This window comes from Serratia sp. 201 (assembly GCF_037027545.1).
In the GTDB taxonomy this organism is placed as follows: domain Bacteria; phylum Pseudomonadota; class Gammaproteobacteria; order Enterobacterales; family Enterobacteriaceae; genus Serratia; species Serratia bockelmannii.
Genome location: NZ_JAXCHC010000003.1, coordinates 252,421 through 271,218 on the forward strand (window position 1 = coordinate 252,421; position 18,798 = coordinate 271,218).

15 protein-coding genes and 1 riboswitch are annotated in these 18,798 nt (G+C 60.2%); of the genes, 7 read left to right on the forward strand and 8 right to left on the reverse strand.

The window, feature by feature from the left end; genetic code table 11:
• Window positions 1-43 precede the first annotated feature (43 nt).
• From rpoD to rpsU, 3 genes are all read right to left on the reverse strand, one after another.
• Window positions 44-1,885 carry an RNA polymerase sigma factor RpoD gene (gene rpoD, locus WA302_RS16860; protein ID WP_043142056.1) on the reverse strand — a complete coding sequence of 614 codons (1,842 nt, stop codon included), beginning with the start codon at window positions 1,883-1,885 and terminating at the stop codon, window positions 44-46.
• A gap of 157 nt (window positions 1,886-2,042) precedes the next feature.
• Window positions 2,043-3,791 carry a DNA primase gene (dnaG, locus tag WA302_RS16865; protein WP_025304325.1) on the reverse strand — a complete coding sequence of 583 codons (1,749 nt, stop codon included), beginning with the start codon at window positions 3,789-3,791 and terminating at the stop codon, window positions 2,043-2,045.
• A gap of 136 nt (window positions 3,792-3,927) precedes the next feature.
• Window positions 3,928-4,143, reverse strand: coding sequence for a 30S ribosomal protein S21 (gene rpsU, locus WA302_RS16870; protein WP_001144069.1), 216 nt, complete (start codon window positions 4,141-4,143; stop codon window positions 3,928-3,930).
• Window positions 4,144-4,468: 325 nt separating this feature from the next.
• Between rpsU and tsaD the strand changes: the two genes are divergently transcribed.
• Complete coding sequence (gene tsaD, locus WA302_RS16875) at window positions 4,469-5,482, forward strand: tRNA (adenosine(37)-N6)-threonylcarbamoyltransferase complex transferase subunit TsaD (protein WP_025304324.1); 1,014 nt, start codon at window positions 4,469-4,471, stop codon at window positions 5,480-5,482.
• 30 nt (window positions 5,483-5,512) lie between these two features.
• Here tsaD and plsY read toward each other — a convergent pair whose 3' ends face one another.
• Window positions 5,513-6,157, reverse strand: coding sequence for a glycerol-3-phosphate 1-O-acyltransferase PlsY (plsY, locus tag WA302_RS16880; protein WP_144334731.1), 645 nt, complete (start codon window positions 6,155-6,157; stop codon window positions 5,513-5,515).
• 107 nt (window positions 6,158-6,264) lie between these two features.
• On the opposite strand from plsY, the gene folB reads away from it, so the two are divergent.
• Complete coding sequence (gene folB, locus WA302_RS16885) at window positions 6,265-6,624, forward strand: bifunctional dihydroneopterin aldolase/7,8-dihydroneopterin epimerase (RefSeq protein ID WP_004937203.1); 360 nt, start codon at window positions 6,265-6,267, stop codon at window positions 6,622-6,624.
• A 132-nt stretch (window positions 6,625-6,756) separates the two neighbouring features.
• Window positions 6,757-7,581: an undecaprenyl-diphosphate phosphatase gene (bacA, locus tag WA302_RS16890; RefSeq protein WP_004937204.1), complete on the forward strand. Its 825-nt coding sequence runs from the start codon at window positions 6,757-6,759 to the stop codon at window positions 7,579-7,581.
• A gap of 39 nt (window positions 7,582-7,620) precedes the next feature.
• On the opposite strand, the gene WA302_RS16895 is transcribed toward bacA, so the two are convergent.
• Window positions 7,621-8,865 (reverse strand): multifunctional CCA addition/repair protein, encoded by a 1,245-nt coding sequence (locus tag WA302_RS16895; RefSeq protein WP_025304322.1) that lies wholly within the window; start codon window positions 8,863-8,865, stop codon window positions 7,621-7,623.
• A gap of 122 nt (window positions 8,866-8,987) precedes the next feature.
• Window positions 8,988-9,608 carry a TIGR04211 family SH3 domain-containing protein gene (locus tag WA302_RS16900; RefSeq protein ID WP_016930153.1) on the reverse strand — a complete coding sequence of 207 codons (621 nt, stop codon included), beginning with the start codon at window positions 9,606-9,608 and terminating at the stop codon, window positions 8,988-8,990.
• A gap of 278 nt (window positions 9,609-9,886) precedes the next feature.
• Between WA302_RS16900 and WA302_RS16905 the strand changes: the two genes are divergently transcribed.
• From WA302_RS16905 to hldE, 3 genes are all read left to right on the forward strand, one after another.
• Window positions 9,887-11,194 carry a CYTH domain-containing protein gene (locus WA302_RS16905; RefSeq protein WP_025304321.1) on the forward strand — a complete coding sequence of 436 codons (1,308 nt, stop codon included), beginning with the start codon at window positions 9,887-9,889 and terminating at the stop codon, window positions 11,192-11,194.
• Window positions 11,195-11,239: 45 nt separating this feature from the next.
• Window positions 11,240-14,077, forward strand: coding sequence for a bifunctional [glutamate--ammonia ligase]-adenylyl-L-tyrosine phosphorylase/[glutamate--ammonia-ligase] adenylyltransferase (gene glnE / locus WA302_RS16910; protein ID WP_336064612.1), 2,838 nt, complete (start codon window positions 11,240-11,242; stop codon window positions 14,075-14,077).
• Between the two features lie 77 nt (window positions 14,078-14,154).
• Window positions 14,155-15,585, forward strand: a complete 1,431-nt coding sequence (gene hldE / locus WA302_RS16915) for a bifunctional D-glycero-beta-D-manno-heptose-7-phosphate kinase/D-glycero-beta-D-manno-heptose 1-phosphate adenylyltransferase HldE (RefSeq protein WP_019453075.1) — start codon at window positions 14,155-14,157, stop codon at window positions 15,583-15,585.
• Window positions 15,586-15,646: 61 nt separating this feature from the next.
• On the opposite strand, the gene ubiK is transcribed toward hldE, so the two are convergent.
• On the reverse strand, window positions 15,647-15,922 hold the full coding sequence (gene ubiK, locus WA302_RS16920) for a ubiquinone biosynthesis accessory factor UbiK (RefSeq protein ID WP_025304319.1): 276 nt from the start codon (window positions 15,920-15,922) through the stop codon (window positions 15,647-15,649).
• Window positions 15,923-16,069: 147 nt separating this feature from the next.
• Window positions 16,070-16,230: riboswitch (FMN riboswitch) on the forward strand.
• 109 nt (window positions 16,231-16,339) lie between these two features.
• On the opposite strand from ubiK, the gene ribB reads away from it, so the two are divergent.
• Window positions 16,340-16,993 (forward strand): 3,4-dihydroxy-2-butanone-4-phosphate synthase, encoded by a 654-nt coding sequence (gene ribB / locus WA302_RS16925; RefSeq protein WP_004937218.1) that lies wholly within the window; start codon window positions 16,340-16,342, stop codon window positions 16,991-16,993.
• Window positions 16,994-17,046: 53 nt separating this feature from the next.
• Here the strand turns inward: ribB and WA302_RS16930 are convergent, their stop codons facing one another.
• Window positions 17,047-18,579 (reverse strand): alkaline phosphatase, encoded by a 1,533-nt coding sequence (locus WA302_RS16930; RefSeq protein ID WP_261456613.1) that lies wholly within the window; start codon window positions 18,577-18,579, stop codon window positions 17,047-17,049.
• Window positions 18,580-18,798 lie beyond the last annotated feature (219 nt).

Sequence of the window (18,798 nt, forward strand, 5' to 3'; positions counted from 1 at the left end):
CCCCGGCAAGCCGGGGTTTTTGCTTTTGGTGCGGCAGCCGGACTTAATCGTCCAGGAAGCTGCGCAGCACTTCGGAGCGGCTCGGGTGACGCAGCTTGCGCAGCGCCTTGGCTTCGATCTGACGAATACGCTCACGGGTAACGTCAAACTGCTTGCCTACCTCTTCCAGCGTGTGGTCGGTGTTCATGTCGATACCGAAACGCATGCGCAGCACTTTCGCTTCGCGCGCGGTCAGGCCGGCCAGCACATCGTGGGTAGCGGAACGCAGGCTCTCTGAGGTCGCGGAGTCCAGCGGCAGCTCGAGGGTGGTATCCTCGATGAAGTCGCCCAGATGCGAATCTTCGTCGTCGCCGATCGGCGTTTCCATCGAGATTGGCTCTTTGGCGATCTTCAGCACCTTGCGGATCTTGTCTTCCGGCATCAGCATGCGCTCGGCCAGCTCTTCCGGCGTCGGCTCGCGGCCCATCTCTTGCAGCATCTGGCGCGAAATACGGTTGAGCTTGTTGATGGTCTCAATCATATGCACCGGAATACGGATGGTGCGCGCCTGATCGGCGATGGAGCGGGTGATAGCCTGACGGATCCACCAGGTGGCGTACGTCGAGAACTTGTAGCCGCGGCGATATTCGAACTTGTCTACCGCTTTCATCAGGCCGATGTTGCCTTCCTGGATCAGATCCAGGAACTGCAGGCCGCGGTTGGTGTATTTCTTGGCGATGGAAATAACCAGACGCAGGTTGGCCTCAACCATCTCTTTCTTCGCGCGGCGGGCTTTCGCTTCACCGATCGACATGCGACGGTTGATGTCTTTGACCTGCTCGATGGTCAGGCCGGTTTCTTCTTCGATCTGACGCAGTTTCTGCAGGCTGCGCTGCACGTCTTCGGCAACGTCTTTCAGCTTTTCCGACCATGGCTTGGCCATCGCCACTGCGGCTTCGAACCAGGAATCGCTGGTTTCGTTGCCGGCGAACAGGGTGACGAAGTTTTTCTTCGGCATTTTGCACTGTTCAACGCACAGCTTCATGATGATGCGTTCCTGGGTGCGAACGCGGTCCATCATAGTGCGCATGCTGTTGACCAGGAAGTCGAACTGTTTCGGCACCAGGCGGAACTGCTTGAACACTTCAGACAGCTTCAGGATCTCGTCCGCTGCGCTGGCGTGGCTGCGGCCGTTCTTTTTGATCACCAGACGCGTCGCTTCATACTGATCGCGCAGCTCGGCGAACTTCTGACGCGCCAGCTCAGGATCGATGCTGTTGTCGTCTTCGGTGTCGTCGTCTTCGGCGTCCTCATCTTCTTCGTCGTCGTCTTGCTCTTCGCTCGACAGTTCAGAACCGATGTGGGTCGCGGTAGGGGCGATGTCCTCTTCCGCGTTAGGATCGACGAAGCCGGTGATCAGATCGGACAGGCGCGCTTCGCCCGCTTCGACGCGATCGTACTGCTCAAGCAGGTAGGTGATGGCTTCCGGGTATTCGGCAACCGAGCACTGCACCTGGTTGATGCCGTCTTCGATGCGCTTGGCGATGTCGATTTCGCCTTCGCGCGTCAGCAGTTCGACGGTACCCATTTCGCGCATGTACATGCGCACCGGGTCGGTGGTGCGGCCGATTTCGGATTCCACGCTGGACAGAACCTGTGCGGCGGCTTCTTCCGCATCTTCGTCCGTGCTGTTCGAGTTTTCGGCGAGCAGCAGGTCATCGGCGTCCGGTGCTTCTTCCATCACCTGGATGCCCATGTCGTTAATCATCTGGATGATGTCTTCGATCTGATCGGAGTCGACGATATCTTCCGGCAGATGGTCATTGACCTCAGCATAGGTCAGATAGCCTTGCTCCTTACCACGGGTGACAAGTAGCTTCAGCTGTGACTGCGGGTTTTGCTCCATAAGACGGTATCCACACTTCAGAGTATTTAGGTTGGTGTCGGTCGGCGAAACCGCCAACAATAGCATTTGGGGCGTTTTCGTTATCGCCGCGGCCCACTATGGCGGCACTGTGCAGGGCTCTGCCCTCGCAATTATCGGCACTTAAGCCGTTTGGTATTCAGTTTTTCTTCGCTAAAACCTGGTTGAGAGAACGGACTTCCTCACGTTCCTCCGGGCTCAGGCCGCGCGTTCTGGCCTGGGCGATCAGCGTTTCCAGCCGTTGCTCGAGCACCGAGTCGTACAGGCTGGCCAACGTATCCAAAAAGGTCTGTTCGACCATGTCCTCAACGATCATATGGTTCCATGTCGCCAAGGTTTCAAGCTGCTGGCTGAATTTGTTGTCGCGATACAGCTCCAGCAATTGCCCGGTCGTCAGGCCCGGCTGCGCCAAACAGGTCTGCACCAGTTCGACGAACAGCGGCAATCCCGCCTGTTTGGTCTGCTCCAACCCTTCCAGCGAAGGGATAAGTGTAGCCAACTGCGGATTTTGCACCAGTAACCCTATCAGTATACGCATGGTTGTGCGTTTTAGCTGGGGCGCCTGATAAGGATTCGCATTTTCCGCCTGCTTGGGCATCAGCTTGTCGAGCTGGCTGTCGTCCAGCAGCCCCAGCTTGTTGCCGAGCTCCTGACGCAGGTACAAGCGCAACGTTTCGCCCGGCACCTGAGTAATCAGCGGCAGCGCCAGCGTGCTCAGCTTGGCGCGCCCGTCCGGGCTGCTCAAATCCACCTGCGGCAGCAGGCTTTCGAACAGGAAAGTGGACAGCGGCTGCGCCTGCTCCATTCGCTGTTCGAAGGCTTCTTTGCCTTCTTTGCGCACCAGGGTGTCCGGGTCTTCACCGTCGGGCAAAAACATGAACCGCAGCTGGCGCCCATCGTTCAGGTACGGCAGCGCGGTTTCCAGCGCCCGCCAGGCCGCTTCGCGGCCGGCGCGGTCGCCGTCGTAGCAGCAAACGACGTTGTCGGTGGCGCGGAACAGCAGCTGAATGTGTTCAGCCGTCGTCGAGGTCCCGAGCGAGGCGACGGCATAATCGATGCCGAATTGCGCCAACGCCACCACGTCCATATACCCTTCCACCACCAGCAGCCGCTGGAGGGTAGGGTGGTTCTGCTGTGCTTCATACAGGCCGTACAGCTGGCGGCCCTTATGGAAAACTTCGGTTTCCGGCGAGTTCAGGTACTTCGGCATACCGTCGCCCAGCACGCGGCCGCCGAAGGCGATCACGCGCCCGCGCTTGTCGCGGATGGGGAACATCACCCGTTCGCGGAAACGGTCGTACGAACGCCCCTGATCGTTAGTCACCAGCATGCCGGCATCGTTCAATGCGCGGCGCGAGTCGGCATCGCGGCCGAAACGCTTCAGGGCGTTGTCCCATCCCGCCGGCGCGAAGCCGATGGCGAAATGGCGAATAACGTCGTCACTTAATCCGCGCTGCTGCAAATAGCTGCGCGCCGGTGCCCCGGAGGACTGCTGCAGTGACTGTTGATAGAACGCGCTGAGCTGCTCCATCAGTTGGTACAGGCTCTGGCGCTGATGGCGTTCGATCTGGGTCGGCCCGGTGCCCGCTTCGTAAGGCACTTCCAGCCCGTGCATGGTCGCCAGCTCTTCGATGGTTTCGACAAACTCGAGTCGGTCGTAATTCATCAAAAAGTCGACGGCGTTGCCGTGCGCACCACACCCAAAACAGTGATAAAACTGCTTTTCGCCATTAACGGTAAAGGAAGGCGTCTTTTCGTGGTGGAACGGACAGCACGCGTGGTAGTTCTTGCCTTGCTTCTTGAGCTTCACGCGGGCGTCGATCAAATCGACGATGTCGGTGCGAGCCAGCAAGTCATTGATAAATACGCGCGGAATTCGTCCAGCCATAAGCCCTTACTTCATTAGCCTATAAACGAGAACAAGCCGCGCATTCCTTTCGGAAAGCACGGCCTTCGTATGCAACTACTCGGTCTGCGCGATTTTGAAAATCAGAAATTCACGCGGTGGGGTTGCCCCCGAAGAATTAATACAGACGAGTGCGGCGTGCGTTTTCGCGAGCCAGTTTCTTCGCGTGACGTTTCACAGCAGAAGCTTTAGCGCGTTTACGTTCGGTAGTTGGTTTTTCATAAAACTCACGACGACGAACTTCAGCTAAAACACCCGCTTTTTCGCAAGAGCGTTTGAAACGACGCAGAGCAACGTCAAATGGCTCGTTTTCACGTACTTTAATTACCGGCATGTGCCTCTCACCTCAATAAAATTCGGTTTGCTGCTGGCCAAGCGCCAGCCTTTTCAAAATGGTGCGGAATTTTACTCCAATGGATGCTGCTTTGTAAAGCATCACAGCAAATTGAAACCCGCGTCGCTCTGCCGCAACGTGCGCAATTTTGCACCGGGCGCTGATTATAGACTAATCAGAAAAAAATGCTCGTATTTAATCGCCCGGGCATTTTCTGGATGAATCATCGACATAGGCGCAAGCCGGTGACAAGATGCGCCGCATCGGCGGTAAATGCGGCGGAATGTGGTAGACTGGCGGCCGCACGTGAATGATGGGAAATGTAATGCGAGTACTGGGTATAGAAACGTCCTGCGATGAAACCGGAATTGCAGTGTATGACGATCAAACCGGTTTGTTGGCCAACCAATTATACAGCCAGGTGAAGCTGCACGCCGACTACGGCGGCGTGGTGCCGGAACTGGCCTCCCGCGATCACGTGCGCAAAACCGTGCCGCTGATTCAGGCGGCGCTGAAAGAGGCCAACCTGACTCCGGCCGATATCGACGGCGTGGCTTATACCGCCGGGCCGGGCCTGGTAGGCGCGCTGCTGGTCGGCGCTACCGTCGGGCGTGCGCTGGCGTTCGCCTGGAACGTGCCGGCGGTGCCGGTACACCACATGGAAGGCCACTTGCTGGCGCCGATGCTGGAAGATAACCCGCCGGCGTTCCCGTTCGTCGCGCTGCTGGTCTCCGGTGGCCACACTCAGCTGATCAGCGTCACCGGCATCGGTGAGTATGCACTGCTGGGCGAGTCGATCGACGATGCCGCCGGCGAAGCGTTCGACAAAACCGCCAAGCTGCTCGGCCTGGATTATCCCGGCGGGCCGATGCTGTCGAAGATGGCGCAGCAGGGCACGGCGGGGCGTTTCACCTTCCCGCGGCCGATGACCGATCGTCCGGGGCTGGACTTCAGCTTCTCCGGGCTGAAAACCTTCGCCGCCAACACCATTCGCTCCAACGGCAACGACGATCAGACGCGTGCCGACATCGCCCGCGCCTTCGAGGATGCGGTGGTGGATACGCTGGCGATCAAATGCAAACGTGCCCTCGAGCAAACCGGCTTCAAACGCCTGGTGATGGCCGGCGGCGTGAGCGCCAACCGCACATTGCGTGCCAAGCTGGCGGAGATGATGCAGAAACGCGGCGGGGAAGTGTTCTATGCCCGCCCGGAATTTTGCACCGACAACGGCGCGATGATCGCCTATGCCGGCATGGTGCGGCTGAAGAGCGGCGCCAACCCGGAGCTGAGCGTTTCGGTGCGGCCGCGCTGGCCGCTGGCGGAACTGCCTGCGGTATAAAGCAAAGGGCCGGATAATCCGGCCCTTCTGTTATTCGTCTTCCGGCTGGTCGCCGTTATCCTCATCCGCGTCGTTTTTCTTCTTGCGGAACTTGCCCCAAATCTTGCCTTCCTGGCCGCGCCACAGGCGCTGGATATTGTCGTGATGCCGCATCAGGATCAGGCAGGAGAGCATCGCTACCGGGAAGGTGAACTGCGGTTTGAACCACCAGACGTAGAACGGGGCGATCAGCGCGCTGACGATGGCGCCGAGCGAAGAGTAGCCGCTGAGCAGCACCGTCAACAGCCAGGTGCCGGTCATCAGGCCGGTCAGATCCCAGCCGATAGGCGCGATGGCGCCAAACGCCGTCGCCACGCCTTTACCGCCGCGGAAGTGGAAGAACACCGGATAGATGTGCCCCAGACAGGCGGCGATCGCCGTCAGGCCGAGGTACAGCGGCGGTACATCGAGTTTGTAGGCCAGCCAGACCGGCAACATCCCTTTCAGAATATCGAACACCAGCACCGCCGCTGCCGCCAGCCGGCCGCCGATGCGCAGGACGTTGGTCGCCCCGGGATTTCCTGAGCCATGCTCACGCGGGTCCGGCAGCCTGGCGATCCGGCAAACCAGGATCGCGCTCGAAATCGAGCCGCACAGATACGCGAAGATAATCATGCCAAGCGCGGTAGCACTCATAACGCGGTTCCGTTTAATAATGGTCGTTTTACTCGCAACATCTATGGATAATACGCACATTCCGCTGGAAGTGGTATCCGGCAAGGCCAAAAACAGAGAATGACGTGATGGATATCGTATTTATTGAAGAGCTTACCGTAATTACCACCATTGGCGTTTATGAGTGGGAACAGGGCATTCGTCAGAAGCTGGTGTTCGATATCGAAATGGGCTGGGATAACCGGCCGGCCGCCGCCAGCGACGACGTAACTGACTGTCTGAGCTATGCCGACGTCAGCGATGCCGTGATCCAACACGTGGAGTCGAACCGCTTCGCCCTGGTGGAACGCGTGGCGGAGGAAATATCTGAAATTTTGCTTCAGCGCTTCAATTCCCCGTGGGTCCGTATTAAGGTCAGCAAACCGGGCGCTGTAGCACATGCCAATCGGGTCGGCGTGATCATTGAGCGCGGCACCCGTCCCGCATGATTTTATGTCATCTGCTTGCAACGAAAGACCGTTAAGCTGGTCTTAATCCTGAGAATTGTTTTAGCGGCATTGTCTTTAAGCACTGCCGCTTTTTTATGTGATAGCCGTTATTTTATAGGGTGAGCGAAGCACATGGCTGACATGCATTCACTGTTTATTGCGTTTGTTCTTGGGGTTGTCGAGGGGTTAACCGAATTTCTGCCGGTGTCTTCCACCGGGCATATGATTATCGTTGGCGAGTGGCTGGGCTTTACCGGCGACAAAGCCAAAACCTTTGAAGTCATCATCCAGCTGGGGTCGATCCTGGCCGTCGTCGTGATGTTCTGGCGCCGGTTGTTCGGCCTGATCGGCATCCATTTCGGCGGCAAGCCGGTGGAGCACGAGGGCAAAACCAGCGGTCAGCTGAAGCTGGGGCACATCCTGCTGGCGATGATCCCGGCGGTGGTGCTGGGCCTGGCCTTCCATGATTTCATCAAGTCGCTGTTCGCGCCGAAAAACGTGATGTATGCGTTGGTGGTCGGCGGTCTGCTGCTGCTGGCGGCGGAATGGCTGAAGCCGAAGAAACCGAGCGCGGAAGGGCTGGATGACATCACCTACCGCCAGGCGTTCATGATCGGCTGCTTCCAGTGTCTGGCGTTGTGGCCGGGCTTCTCCCGTTCGGGTTCCACTATCGCCGGCGGTATGCTGGTGGGCGTGAACCGCTATGCGGCGTCCGAGTTCTCCTTCATTTTGGCGGTGCCGATGATGATTGGTGCCAGCGGCCTGGATCTGTACAAGAGCCTGCACTTCCTGACCTGGGGCGATCTGCCGATGTTTGCCGTCGGCTTCGTTACTGCCTTCGTGGTGGCGCTGATTGCGATCAAGACCTTCCTGTCGCTGATCAAACGCATCTCGTTCGTGCCGTTCGCCATCTACCGCTTTATCGTGGCGGCCGTGGTTTACATGGTGTTCCTGTAAGCCCGATACCAAGAAAAAACCCCGCTCTGCGGGGTTTTTTTATGCCTGATCGTTGATAATCGTTTGGGATAGCTTCCACTCGGCCAGCGCCTGCTGGCGGCGGCGTTTGAGCTCGTCGCGGATCGCGGTGCCCTGCAGCCCGCTGGCTACCACCTCTTTAATCGATACCGCGTTCGCCACCTGATACGCCTGGCGCAGATAGTCGCCCTGCGGATAGGGATTCTTCTCAAAGCCGGTGCGTCCGCGCGCGTCCGCTTCGCTGGTCAGGATCATCTGCTCCAGCCTCTGGGGCTTGCGCCAGACGTCGATGGCGTCGAACAGCTTCAATAGAGTCTCCGGCCGCAGCTTGTTCACGGTGTGGATCAGATCATGGTACTCGGCCACCAGCTTGCTCAGATCGCGCACCGGGTTAGGCACCCGCAGCCGCTGGCACAGCGCCTCGACCAGCCGTACGCCCGCCGGGCCGTGGCCGTGGTGATGCGGCCAGAACTCTTTTGGCGTCAACCCTTTGCCGAGGTCATGGCACAGGGTGGCGAAGCGCACGTCCACCTCCGGCGTGAGGCGGGCGGCAATCGCCAGCGCCATCAGCGTGTGCACGCCGGTGTCGATCTCCGGGTGCCACTTGGCGGGGGCCGGCACGCCGAACAGCGCGTCGATTTCCGGGAACAGCACCGCCAGCGCATCGCAATCGCGCAGCACCTGAAAATAGACCTGCGGGCTCTGGCTTTGCAGCGCCTTTTCGGTTTCCTTCCAGACGCGTTCGGCGGTCAGCGCAGCCAGTTCACCGCCGTGCGCCATTTGGCGCATCAGGGCGAGCGTTTCGTCGGCGATGCGAAAACCCAGGTGGGCGAAGCGGGCATTGAAACGCGCCACGCGCAGTACTCGCAGCGGATCTTCGCCGAACGCGTCGGAAACGTGGCGCAGCACGCGCGCCTGCAGATCGGCCACGCCGCCGTAAGGGTCAATCAGCTCCCCTTCGGCGGAACGGGCGATGGCGTTGATGGTCAGATCGCGCCGCAGCAGATCTTCCTCCAGCGTGACGTCCGGCGCGGCATAGCAGGTAAAACCGGTGTACCCTTGGCCGGATTTGCGCTCGGTGCGCGCCAGCGCGTATTCCTCATGAGAATCGGGGTTGAGGAACACCGGGAAATCTTTGCCGACCTGTTGATAACCCAATGCCAGCAGCTCTGCCGGCGTGGCGCCCACTACCACCCAATCATGATCGACCACCGGAATATTGAGCAGGCTGTCGCGAACGGCGCCGCCGACCAGATAAATCTGCACTGTTGACTCCTGAATATCGTGTAAGGCTCTGTCTATCAGATTACATGAATTGACCGCGGGATGTCGGCACCAATGAAAAGGGCGCCCGCAGGCGCCCATACTCAAACTGAACGATACTGAGATCAGTTCATCCAGCGATTGTTGTTCTTGCGGCGCGGGATCAGGTGCGGCAACAGCAGGCCCAACAGCAAACCGACGCCGGCAACGCCGCCGCCGTACATGAACCACTGCAGAATAATGGTGCGCTGTTTATCGTCGAGCTGCAGGTTAACGGCGTTGACCTTCTTCTGCGCGACCACCAGCTGGTTTTTCAGATCCTGGTTTTCCTTCTGCAGGCTGCTGATGGTGCTGTCGCTGCCCGCGACTTTCTCCTGCATTTCCGAGGTGCGCTGGTTCCAGGTGTTATCGATGTTGGCCAGTTTGTCGGTCAGGGTTTTCACCTGCTGTTCCAGCTCCGGCACGCGGGTGCGCAGGCTTGGCGTCTGGCTGAGCTGATCGAGCGGGATCCAGGTGGTGCGGCCTTTGGGATCGCGGATCTGGCCGTAATTGGTGCTGTCGTTGACGCTCAGCAGGGTCACTTCTTCACCGGCGTTCAGAGTGCCGACAATACGGTACTGATTACCTGGGCCGCTATGGACGTAAGTGCTTAACTCATCGGAGATATAGCGTTTATCTTCGGCATGTGCGGCCCAAGTGATGCTGAAGCTCAGCGCGGCAAGGAAAATCAGGCGTAATTTCTGCATTAGTTCATCGTTTCTGGGTGAATTTATGGAACGATAGTAGAGGGTTCAGTCTGACGACGCAACGCCAAAACCGGAATGAGAACTATCTTACTGTGGCTGATTCTGTGAGTTGCGCAGCGTTTTATAACGTAACAGGTTTTTTCTACAGTTAGCAGGGTTAAGGCGCCGGGAATCGCGGTAAGATAACGGCAACTGTGCGTCAGTGGGCAGCATACGGCGGGCCGAGCGCGCCGCGCTGAAACCGACGTGAATGCGTAACTTATTGGTGTTAAAGAATTATGACCGTTGAAATTGAACTGAAATTCATCGCCGCGCCGCAAGCGGTGGCCGCACTGCCACACTGGCTCGCCGCCTGGCCGCATCAGCATTCCGCGCCGCAAAAACTGACCAACATTTACTTCGAAACGGCCGACAATTTCCTGCGCCGTCACGACATGGGGCTGCGCATTCGCGGTTTCGACGATCGCTATGAGATGACCATCAAAACCGCAGGTAAAGTGGTGGCCGGCCTGCACCAGCGCCCGGAATACAATGTCGCCATCGCCGAACCGCAGCTGGCGCTGGCGCAGTTTCCTGCCGACATCTGGCCGCAGGATTGCGATATCGCGGCGCTGCAGCAGGCGTTGCAACCGCTGTTCCGTACCGATTTTGTGCGTGAGAAGTGGGTGGTTACTTACGGCCAAAGTGAGATAGAGATTGGCCTGGATCAGGGTGAGGTGCGCGCCGGTGATCTCAGCGAAGCCCTGAGCGAGATAGAACTGGAGTTGCTGAAAGGCAACACCGCCGATCTGCTGGCATTGGCCGGTGAGCTGGCGGCGCACGATGGGCTGCGTCAGGGCAGCCTGAGCAAGGCGGCGCGTGGTTACCACCTGGCGCAGGGCAATCCGCCGCGCGAGGTGCGCTCGCTGCAGGTGTTGAAGCCGGCGGCGAAGGCGACCGTGGAGCAGGGGATGATCGCCGCCTTCGAACTGGCGCTGAACCACTGGCAGTACCATGAAGAGCTGTGGCTGCGCGGCGACGCGCAGGCGCGCGGGGCGGTCATCGAAGCGGTCGGCACGATCCGCCAGGCGCTGGTGATCTTCGGCGGCCTGGTGCCGCGCAAGGCCAGCGCCGATCTGCGCGCCCGTCTGACCGAACTCGAACCATTGTTGGCGGATAAAGCCGCGCAACCAGAGACCCTGTGCTACAGCACAGCTTACCTGCAATGTAAGTTGGCGCTCACATCATGGCTGGTGAGCGGCGCCTGGAGGCCGTTTATCGATGCCAAAGGGCAGACCAAGCTGGACGGTTCTTTCAAACGCTTTAGCGACATCATGCTGGGGCGCAGCGGCGCGGAGCTGAAAGAAGCCTTCAGCCGTACGCTGAACGAAGATGAATATCAGGAACAATTGCCGCGCCTGACGCGTCAGATTTCGGCGCTGATCCTGCTGTCGGGCGCTTACCCCGACGAGCAGACCGGGCCTTATATCGACGCCTGGCGCGAGTTGCAGGCGGCGCTGAGCGAGCGCCGCCAGGGCTGGTATGAAGCCAGCCGCAAACAGGCCTTATCGCATGCGCCATTCTGGTTAAACGGCGCGCTTCGTTAATCCAGTCGGCCCGCCAGCCGTGGGCCGCAGAACGGGTCATACACTATGTCGCCACTTTCAGCCGCGTTACAGGCTCAGGCACAGCAGGTTGTGCAGCGTTTTCAGGAAGTTCACGGCGCGGACAGCGCCTTTAGCGAGCAGGAGCAGTGGGTGCTGGCGTCGAGCGACTTCGTCAGCGACGCGCTGCTCGCCCAGCCGGCCTGGCTCGCGACGCTGCGCGAGCAGCCGCCGGCGCCCGGCGAGTGGCAACACTATGCCGCCTGGCTGCAGGACGAGCTGGAAGAGGTGCGTGACGAAGCGCAGCTGATGCGCACGCTGCGCCTGTTTCGCCGCGAGACGCTGGTGCGTATCGCCTGGGCGCAGGCGCAGGGGCTGTGTTCGACCGAAGAAACGCTGCTGCAGCTGAGCGGGCTGGCGGAGACGCTGATCGTCAGCGCCCGCGACTGGCTGTACCAAACCTGCTGCCGCGAGTGGGGCACGCCGTGCAACGCCGCCGGCGAACCGCAGCCGCTGCTGATCCTCGGCATGGGCAAGCTGGGCGGCGGCGAACTGAACTTCTCGTCGGACATCGATCTGATCTTCGCCTACCCGGAAAACGGCCAGACCCAGGGCGGAAGGCGCGAGTTGGACAATGCCCAGTTCTTCACCCGCCTCGGCCAGCGGCTGATCAAGGCGCTGGATCAACAGACCATCGACGGCTTCGTCTATCGCGTCGACATGCGGCTGCGACCGTTCGGCGACAGCGGCCCGTTGGTGATGAGCTTCGCGGCGCTGGAAGATTATTATCAGGAGCAGGGGCGCGACTGGGAGCGCTATGCGATGGTGAAAGCGCGCCTGATGGGCGGGGCGGAAGACGCCTACAGCCAGGAGCTGCGCAAAACCTTGCGGCCGTTCGTGTTCCGCCGCTATATCGATTTCAGCGTCATCCAGTCGCTGCGCAACATGAAGGGCATGATCGCCCGTGAAGTACGGCGTCGCGGCCTGAAGGACAACATCAAGCTGGGCGCCGGCGGCATTCGCGAAATCGAATTCATTACTCAGGTATTCCAGCTGATCCGCGGCGGCCGCGAGCCGGCGCTGCAGGGGCGTTCGCTGCTGCCGACGCTGCAGGCGGTGGGTGAGCTGGGGCTGCTGGAGGCCGAGCAGGTACGGGCGCTGAGCGCCGCCTACCTGTTCCTGCGGCGGTTGGAGAACTTGCTGCAGGCGATCGGCGATCAGCAAACCCAGACGCTGCCGAAGGAGGCACTCGATCAGGCGCGGTTGGCCTACGGTATGGGATTGGCGGATTGGCCGGCGCTGATGGCGGCGCTGGACGCGCACATGCAGGCGGTGCGCGCGGTGTTCGACGACCTGATCGGCGACGATAGCCCGGATGTCGGCGAAGATCCCGATTACCAGCACTACCACAGCCTGTGGCAGGACGCGCTGGAGGAGAACGAGCTGGCGCCGCTGACGCCACACCTCGATGAAGAAGGCCGTCGACAGATGCTGCGCACCATCGCCGATTTCCGCCACGACGTCGACAAGCGCACCATTGGCCCGCGCGGCCGCGACGTGCTCGATCAACTGATGCCGCGCCTGCTGGCGGAGGTGTGCCCGCGCCAGGACGCGCCGACCGCGCTGGTGCGGCTGGCGCAGCTGCTGCTCAGCATCGTCACCCGCACCACCTACCTCGAATTGTTGGTGGAGTACCACGCGGCGCTCAGCCATCTGATCCGCCTGTGCGCCGCGTCGCCGATGGTTGCCAACCAGCTGTCGCGTTACCCGCTGTTGCTGGACGAACTGCTGGATCCGGCCACGCTGTATCAGCCGGTGGCGCTGGACGCCTACCGCAGCGAGCTGCGCCAGTATCTGCTGCGGGTGCCGGAAGACGACGAAGAGCAAAAGCTGGAGGCGCTGCGCCAGTTCAAGCAGGCGCAGCAGCTGCGCATCGCCGCTGCGGATATCGCCGGCGCGCTGCCGGTGATGAAAGTGAGCGACCATCTGACTTATTTGGCGGAGGCGATCATCGACGCGGTGGTGCAACAGGCCTGGAGCGACATGGTGGCGCGTTACGGCCAGCCGACCCATCTGCAGGAACGCGAAGGGCGCGGCTTTGCGGTGATCGGTTACGGCAAGCTGGGCGGTTGGGAGCTGGGGTACAGTTCCGACCTCGATCTGGTGTTCCTGTTGGATTGCCCGCCGGAAGTGATGACCGACGGCGATCGCTGCATCGACGGCCGTCAGTTCTACCTGCGGCTGGCACAGCGGGTGATGCATCTGTTCAGCACCCGCACCTCCTCCGGCATTCTGTATGAGGTTGACGCGCGTCTGCGGCCTTCCGGTGCGGCGGGGATGCTGGTCAGCACCGTCGAAGCGTTCGCCGACTACCAGCAAAACGAAGCCTGGACCTGGGAGCATCAGGCCCTGGTGCGTGCGCGCATCGTGCATGGCGATCCGGCGCTGCATCAGCAGTTTGACGCAATCCGGCGCGAGATCCTGTGCAAAACGCGCGATGCGCAGACCCTGAAGCGCGAAGTGCGCGAGATGCGCGAAAAGATGCGCAACCATCTCGGCAGCAAGCAGCGCGATCTGTTTGATATCAAAACCGATGAGGGCGGCATAACCGACATCGAATTTATCGCCCAATATCTGGTCTTACGCTATGCGCCGGGTGAACCGCGCCTGACGCGTTGGTCGGACAACGTGCGCATCTTCGAGCTGATGGCCAATTACGACATCATGCCGGAAGAGGAAGCGCGCGCGCTGACCCAGGCCTATGTCACCATGCGCGACGAGATCCACCACCTGGCGCTGCAGGAGCATTCCGGCAAGGTCGGCAGCGGGCTGTTTGCCGCCGAGCGCGAACAGGTACGCGCCAGCTGGGCCAAATGGCTGGATTAATACCTTTTTGCGGGTATTCCGGCGGTCTGTGGTAATATCTGCGCCACTAAAATTTTGTTCTTTTTTGGAGTTATCGGATGAAAGTTACGCTGCCTGATTTTCGCCGCGCCGGTGTGCTGGTGGTCGGTGACGTCATGTTGGATCGCTATTGGTATGGGCCGACCAGCCGCATTTCACCGGAAGCCCCGGTGCCGGTGGTCAAGGTCGATACCATCGAAGAGCGTCCCGGCGGCGCGGCTAACGTGGCGATGAACATCGCTTCGCTGGGCGCCACTTCCCGTCTGGTGGGCCTGACCGGCATCGACGATGCGGCGCGGGCGCTGAGCGCCAAGCTGAATGAAGTCAACGTGCGCTGCGACTTCGTCTCGGTGCCGACCCATCCGACCATCACCAAGCTGCGCGTGCTGTCCCGCAACCAGCAACTGATCCGTCTCGACTTCGAAGAAGGCTTCTCCAACGTTGATCCACAGCCGATGCTGGAGCGTATTCAGCAGGCGCTGCCGCAGATCGGCGCGCTGGTGCTGTCCGATTACGCCAAGGGCGCGCTCAGCCAGGTGCAGGGCATGATCCAACTGGCGCGCGCCGCCAAGGTGCCGGTGCTGATCGATCCGAAAGGGTCCGATTTCGAGCGCTATCGCGGCGCGACGCTGCTGACGCCGAACCTGTCCGAGTTCGAAGCGGTGGTGGGCCACTGCAAGGATGAAGCGGAATTGGTGGAACGCGGCATGAAGCTGGTGGCGGATTTCGAGCTGTCGGCGCTGCTGGTTACCCGTTCAGAACACGGCATGACGCTGTTGCAGCCGGGCGTTGAACCGCTGCACTTGCCGACCCAGGCGCAGGAAGTGTTTGATGTGACCGGCGCCGGCGACACCGTGATCGGCGTGCTGGCCGCCTCGCTGGCCGCCGGTAACTCGCTGGAAGAGTCCTGTTTCCTGGCCAACGCCGCCGCCGGCGTGGTGGTGGGCAAGCTCGGTACCTCCACCGTGTCGCCGATCGAGCTGGAAAACGCGGTGCGCGGCCGCGCCGAGACCGGTTTTGGCGTGATGACCGAAGCGCAGTTGAAGCATGCCGTCGCGCAGGCGCGTCAGCGCGGCGAAAAAGTGGTGATGACCAACGGCATCTTCGACATTTTGCATGCCGGCCACGTCTCTTATCTGGCCAACGCCCGCAAGCTGGGCGATCGCCTGATCGTGGCGGTGAACAGCGATGCGTCGACCAAGCGCCTGAAAGGGGAAACACGCCCGGTCAACGCGCTGGAGAACCGCATGATTGTACTGGGCGCGCTGGAAGCGGTGGATTGGGTGGTGCCGTTCGAAGAGGACACGCCGCAGCGCTTGATCGCCGACATTCTGCCGGATCTGCTGGTGAAAGGCGGCGATTACAAACCGGAAGAGATTGCCGGCAGTGCGGAAGTGTGGGCCAACGGCGGCGATGTCAAAGTGTTGAACTTTGAAGACGGCCTGTCGACCACCAACATCATCAAAGCGATTAAAGACGGGCGCGGCTAACGCCGGGTAATCTAAAGAACAAGGGCGCGCGGTTCATACAGGTGCGCGCCCTTGGCGGGAATTATTCGTCTTCCTGCTTGGCTGCCGGCGCCGTGCTCAGTTTGCTTTCCAGCTCGGCCATGCGCTGTTCCAACAGCGCCAGCTTCTCGCGGGTGCGCAACAGCACCTGAGTCTGCACGTCGAACTCTTCGCGGTTAACCAAATCCAGGCGGGTCAACTGCGATTGCAGGACCTGACGGATTTTTTTCTCAACGTCTTCCCCGAATTCACGAACGCCTTTAGGCATGGACTCATGAACCTGGCGTGCGATTTGTTCGATTTTTTTCGGGTCAATCATGGCGTATCCCTTTCAGAGTTTAATAGCTGCCGCTTAGTGTAATGCGAGTTGCCCGCCGGATAAACACCATTAAGCGCATTCGCCGCGCGTGGCCGAATTGTGCTTTTGCCAATTGCCCTGTCTATCCATTAGCGTTATAGTCATCTTGCTTATTCTCAGGGCGGGGTGAAAGTCCCCACCGGCGGTAAATCACCTTCTACGGTGAAAGCCCGCGAGCGCTCAGCCAGCCTGTAAAGGCCGGTTAGAGGTCAGCAGATCCGGTGTAATTCCGGGGCCGACGGTTATAGTCCGGATGGGAGAGAGTAACGGTATCTGCCGGGCATGCGCCCGCTTGCGTTATTTTTTTAGCTATTGCTAGCTACTCCTCAAGATCGCCCTGGTTCTGGTAATCCATAATTTTTAATGAGGTTTTTTACCATGAATCAGACGCTACTTTCAGACTTCGGCACGCCGACAGAACGCGTTGAACGCGCGATTGACGCACTGCGCAACGGGCGCGGCGTAATGGTGCTCGATGATGAAAATCGTGAAAACGAAGGTGACATGATCTTCGCCGCGGAAACCATGACCGTTGAGCAGATGGCGCTGACCATTCGCCACGGCAGCGGTATCGTGTGCCTGTGCATCACCGAAGAACGCCGTCAGCAGCTTGAGCTGCCGATGATGGTGACCAACAACTCCAGCCAGTTCCAGACCGCCTTCACCGTGACCATCGAAGCGGCGCAGGGCGTGACCACCGGGGTTTCCGCTTCCGATCGCCTGACCACCATCCGCGCGGCGGTGGCAGACAGCGCCAAGCCGAGCGACCTGAACCGTCCGGGCCACGTGTTCCCGCTGCGTGCGCAGCCGGGCGGCGTGCTGAGCCGTCGCGGCCACACCGAAGCGACCATCGATCTGGTCTCCATGGCCGGTTTCAAACCTGCCGGCGTGCTGTGTGAACTGACCAACGACGATGGCAGCATGGCGCATGCACCGGAAGTGATTACCTTCGCCAAACAGCACGACATGGTAGTGCTGACCATCGAAGATCTGGTGGCCTACCGCCAGGCGCACGAGAAAAAAGCCAGCTGATAGCCGGCCGCTTTCAACGATAAAAAAGCCGCGTTACGCGGCTTTTTTTGTGGCTACCGTTTTGACAGGCGTTCGCCGATGCGGCTGGCGTAATTCATCACGTGGAAGGTGTAGTTCTCCTCAACCGTACCCTGGAACAGATGCGCCCAGGGGCCGATGGCGTAGATGCCGAGATCTTCCCCGCCGTGCGTCTCGCTTTTCAGCGGCACCAGTGCCGGCTGAATAAAGTCGGGCGCGGTGGTTTGCTCCATGGTCAATGCCGGGCGCTCGGCCAGCGGGATTGTGCCGCCGGGGCCGTTGGCGAAACCGAGGGTGGTGTAGGGCTTGCCGTCGCTGCCCAGCCGAGGTTTACCGTCGACGCCGACGGAAATGCCGAGGATAGGATTGCCGCGCTTGGCATAGCCGGCGATGGTCAGCGTGTGGCTGTGATCGCCGGTCACGATCACCAGCGTTTCGTCCAGGTTGACCTTGCCGACGATGGTTTTCACCGCCTCGTTCAGGGCGACCGCGTCGCTCAGCGTACGGTAGGCGTTACCGTTGTGGCTGCCGTGATCGATGCGTCCACCCTCCACCAGCAGCAGGTAGCCTTCGGGGTTCTTGGCCAGAATATCGATGGCCTTGCCGGTCATCTCTGCCAGTGAAGGTTCTCCCGCCGCGTCTTGCCGTCGATCGTGCTCGAAGTTCATGTGTGATGGCTCGAACAGGGCCAACAGGTGGTCGACCTTACCCGGCTCGATTTTATCGAACTGTGCCTGATTCCATACGTATTGCCCACGCTCGCCGTAGCGCTGCAGCCAGGCCTGCGTCAGGTCGCGGCCATCCTTTCTGGTGCCTGTTTTGCCGGGATATTCCGGATCGCTCACGCTGTCGGGCAGGAAGTTGGCGCGCCCACCGCCCATCGCCACGTTCAGGCCGTTGCCGTATTTCATTTCCACCAGCTGGCGCGCGATGTCGCGGCAGCCTGCGGCCAGGGCGTCCGCCGGCATTTTGGCGTCAGACTCCCAGTCGCGGTTGGCGATATGGGCATAGGTGGCGCCCGGCGTGGCGTGGGTAATGGTCGCGGTTGTCACGGCGCCGGTGGCCATGCCGAGCGTTGCGGCCATCTCCCAGAGCGTGGTGACGGCCTTGGTTTGCTGATCCTCGCAATTGTTGAGGGTGGCCGTATGGTTGAGGCCCATCAGATCGTTGATGGTTTTGACGCCGGTGGTCATTGCCACCGCGCTGGGCGCGGAGTCGGTGATTTGGGCGTCGGCGGAATAGGTTTTGGCCGCCGCCAAATAGGGGAAGGCTTCCCAGGCCAGCACGTTGGACTCGCCATCCACGCCGCGCTGCTGCCCTTCAAAAATGCGGGCGGCGGTCACGGTGGAAAATCCCATACCGTCACCGACCACCAGAATGACGTTTTTGGCGCGGTTGGTGTTTGGCGTCTGCTTCAGCCGCTGTTGCAGCTGGGCTTGCGCCTGAAGGAAGTAAGGGTCTTCGCGCTGCGTCAGCGGCGCGTTGTCCACCGCGCCGGCGGCGACTGCCCCCGTGGCGAACAAGGTCATGGAAAGCGCCAGGCGGGTTGCCAGTGTGAGTCTGAACATGAATTCCTCCTTGGTGAGACGTGATTCCCGTAGCGCCGACGGGCTGCCAACACCCTGTCGACTGAAGGAGGAGTGTATAGATCGCGTTAACAAAGAGTACATAAATTGTTCACAAATTAGATCTGTGTGGCAGTAATGCCATGGTATTCACGTTGATTATTAATTATTTGAAAAATATGCATTTTTTAACTTTTTGTTTGCCAGTCTATTTTTCCGGCT

Excerpts from the sequence above, each read along its gene's own strand:
- rpoD (WP_043142056.1), bottom strand. The coding sequence starts at position 1,885 with ATGGAGCAAAACCCGCAGTCACAGCTGAAGCTACTTGTCACCCGTGGT.
- dnaG (WP_025304325.1), bottom strand. The coding sequence starts at position 3,791 with ATGGCTGGACGAATTCCGCGCGTATTTATCAATGACTTGCTGGCTCGC.
- rpsU (WP_001144069.1), bottom strand. The coding sequence starts at position 4,143 with ATGCCGGTAATTAAAGTACGTGAAAACGAGCCATTTGACGTTGCTCTG.
- tsaD (WP_025304324.1), top strand. The coding sequence starts at position 4,469 with ATGCGAGTACTGGGTATAGAAACGTCCTGCGATGAAACCGGAATTGCA.
- plsY (WP_144334731.1), bottom strand. The coding sequence starts at position 6,157 with ATGAGTGCTACCGCGCTTGGCATGATTATCTTCGCGTATCTGTGCGGC.
- folB (WP_004937203.1), top strand. The coding sequence starts at position 6,265 with ATGGATATCGTATTTATTGAAGAGCTTACCGTAATTACCACCATTGGC.
- bacA (WP_004937204.1), top strand. The coding sequence starts at position 6,757 with ATGGCTGACATGCATTCACTGTTTATTGCGTTTGTTCTTGGGGTTGTC.
- WA302_RS16900 (WP_016930153.1), bottom strand. The coding sequence starts at position 9,608 with ATGCAGAAATTACGCCTGATTTTCCTTGCCGCGCTGAGCTTCAGCATC.
- WA302_RS16905 (WP_025304321.1), top strand. The coding sequence starts at position 9,887 with ATGACCGTTGAAATTGAACTGAAATTCATCGCCGCGCCGCAAGCGGTG.
- glnE (WP_336064612.1), top strand. The coding sequence starts at position 11,240 with ATGTCGCCACTTTCAGCCGCGTTACAGGCTCAGGCACAGCAGGTTGTG.
- hldE (WP_019453075.1), top strand. The coding sequence starts at position 14,155 with ATGAAAGTTACGCTGCCTGATTTTCGCCGCGCCGGTGTGCTGGTGGTC.
- ubiK (WP_025304319.1), bottom strand. The coding sequence starts at position 15,922 with ATGATTGACCCGAAAAAAATCGAACAAATCGCACGCCAGGTTCATGAG.
- ribB (WP_004937218.1), top strand. The coding sequence starts at position 16,340 with ATGAATCAGACGCTACTTTCAGACTTCGGCACGCCGACAGAACGCGTT.
- WA302_RS16930 (WP_261456613.1), bottom strand. The coding sequence starts at position 18,579 with ATGTTCAGACTCACACTGGCAACCCGCCTGGCGCTTTCCATGACCTTG.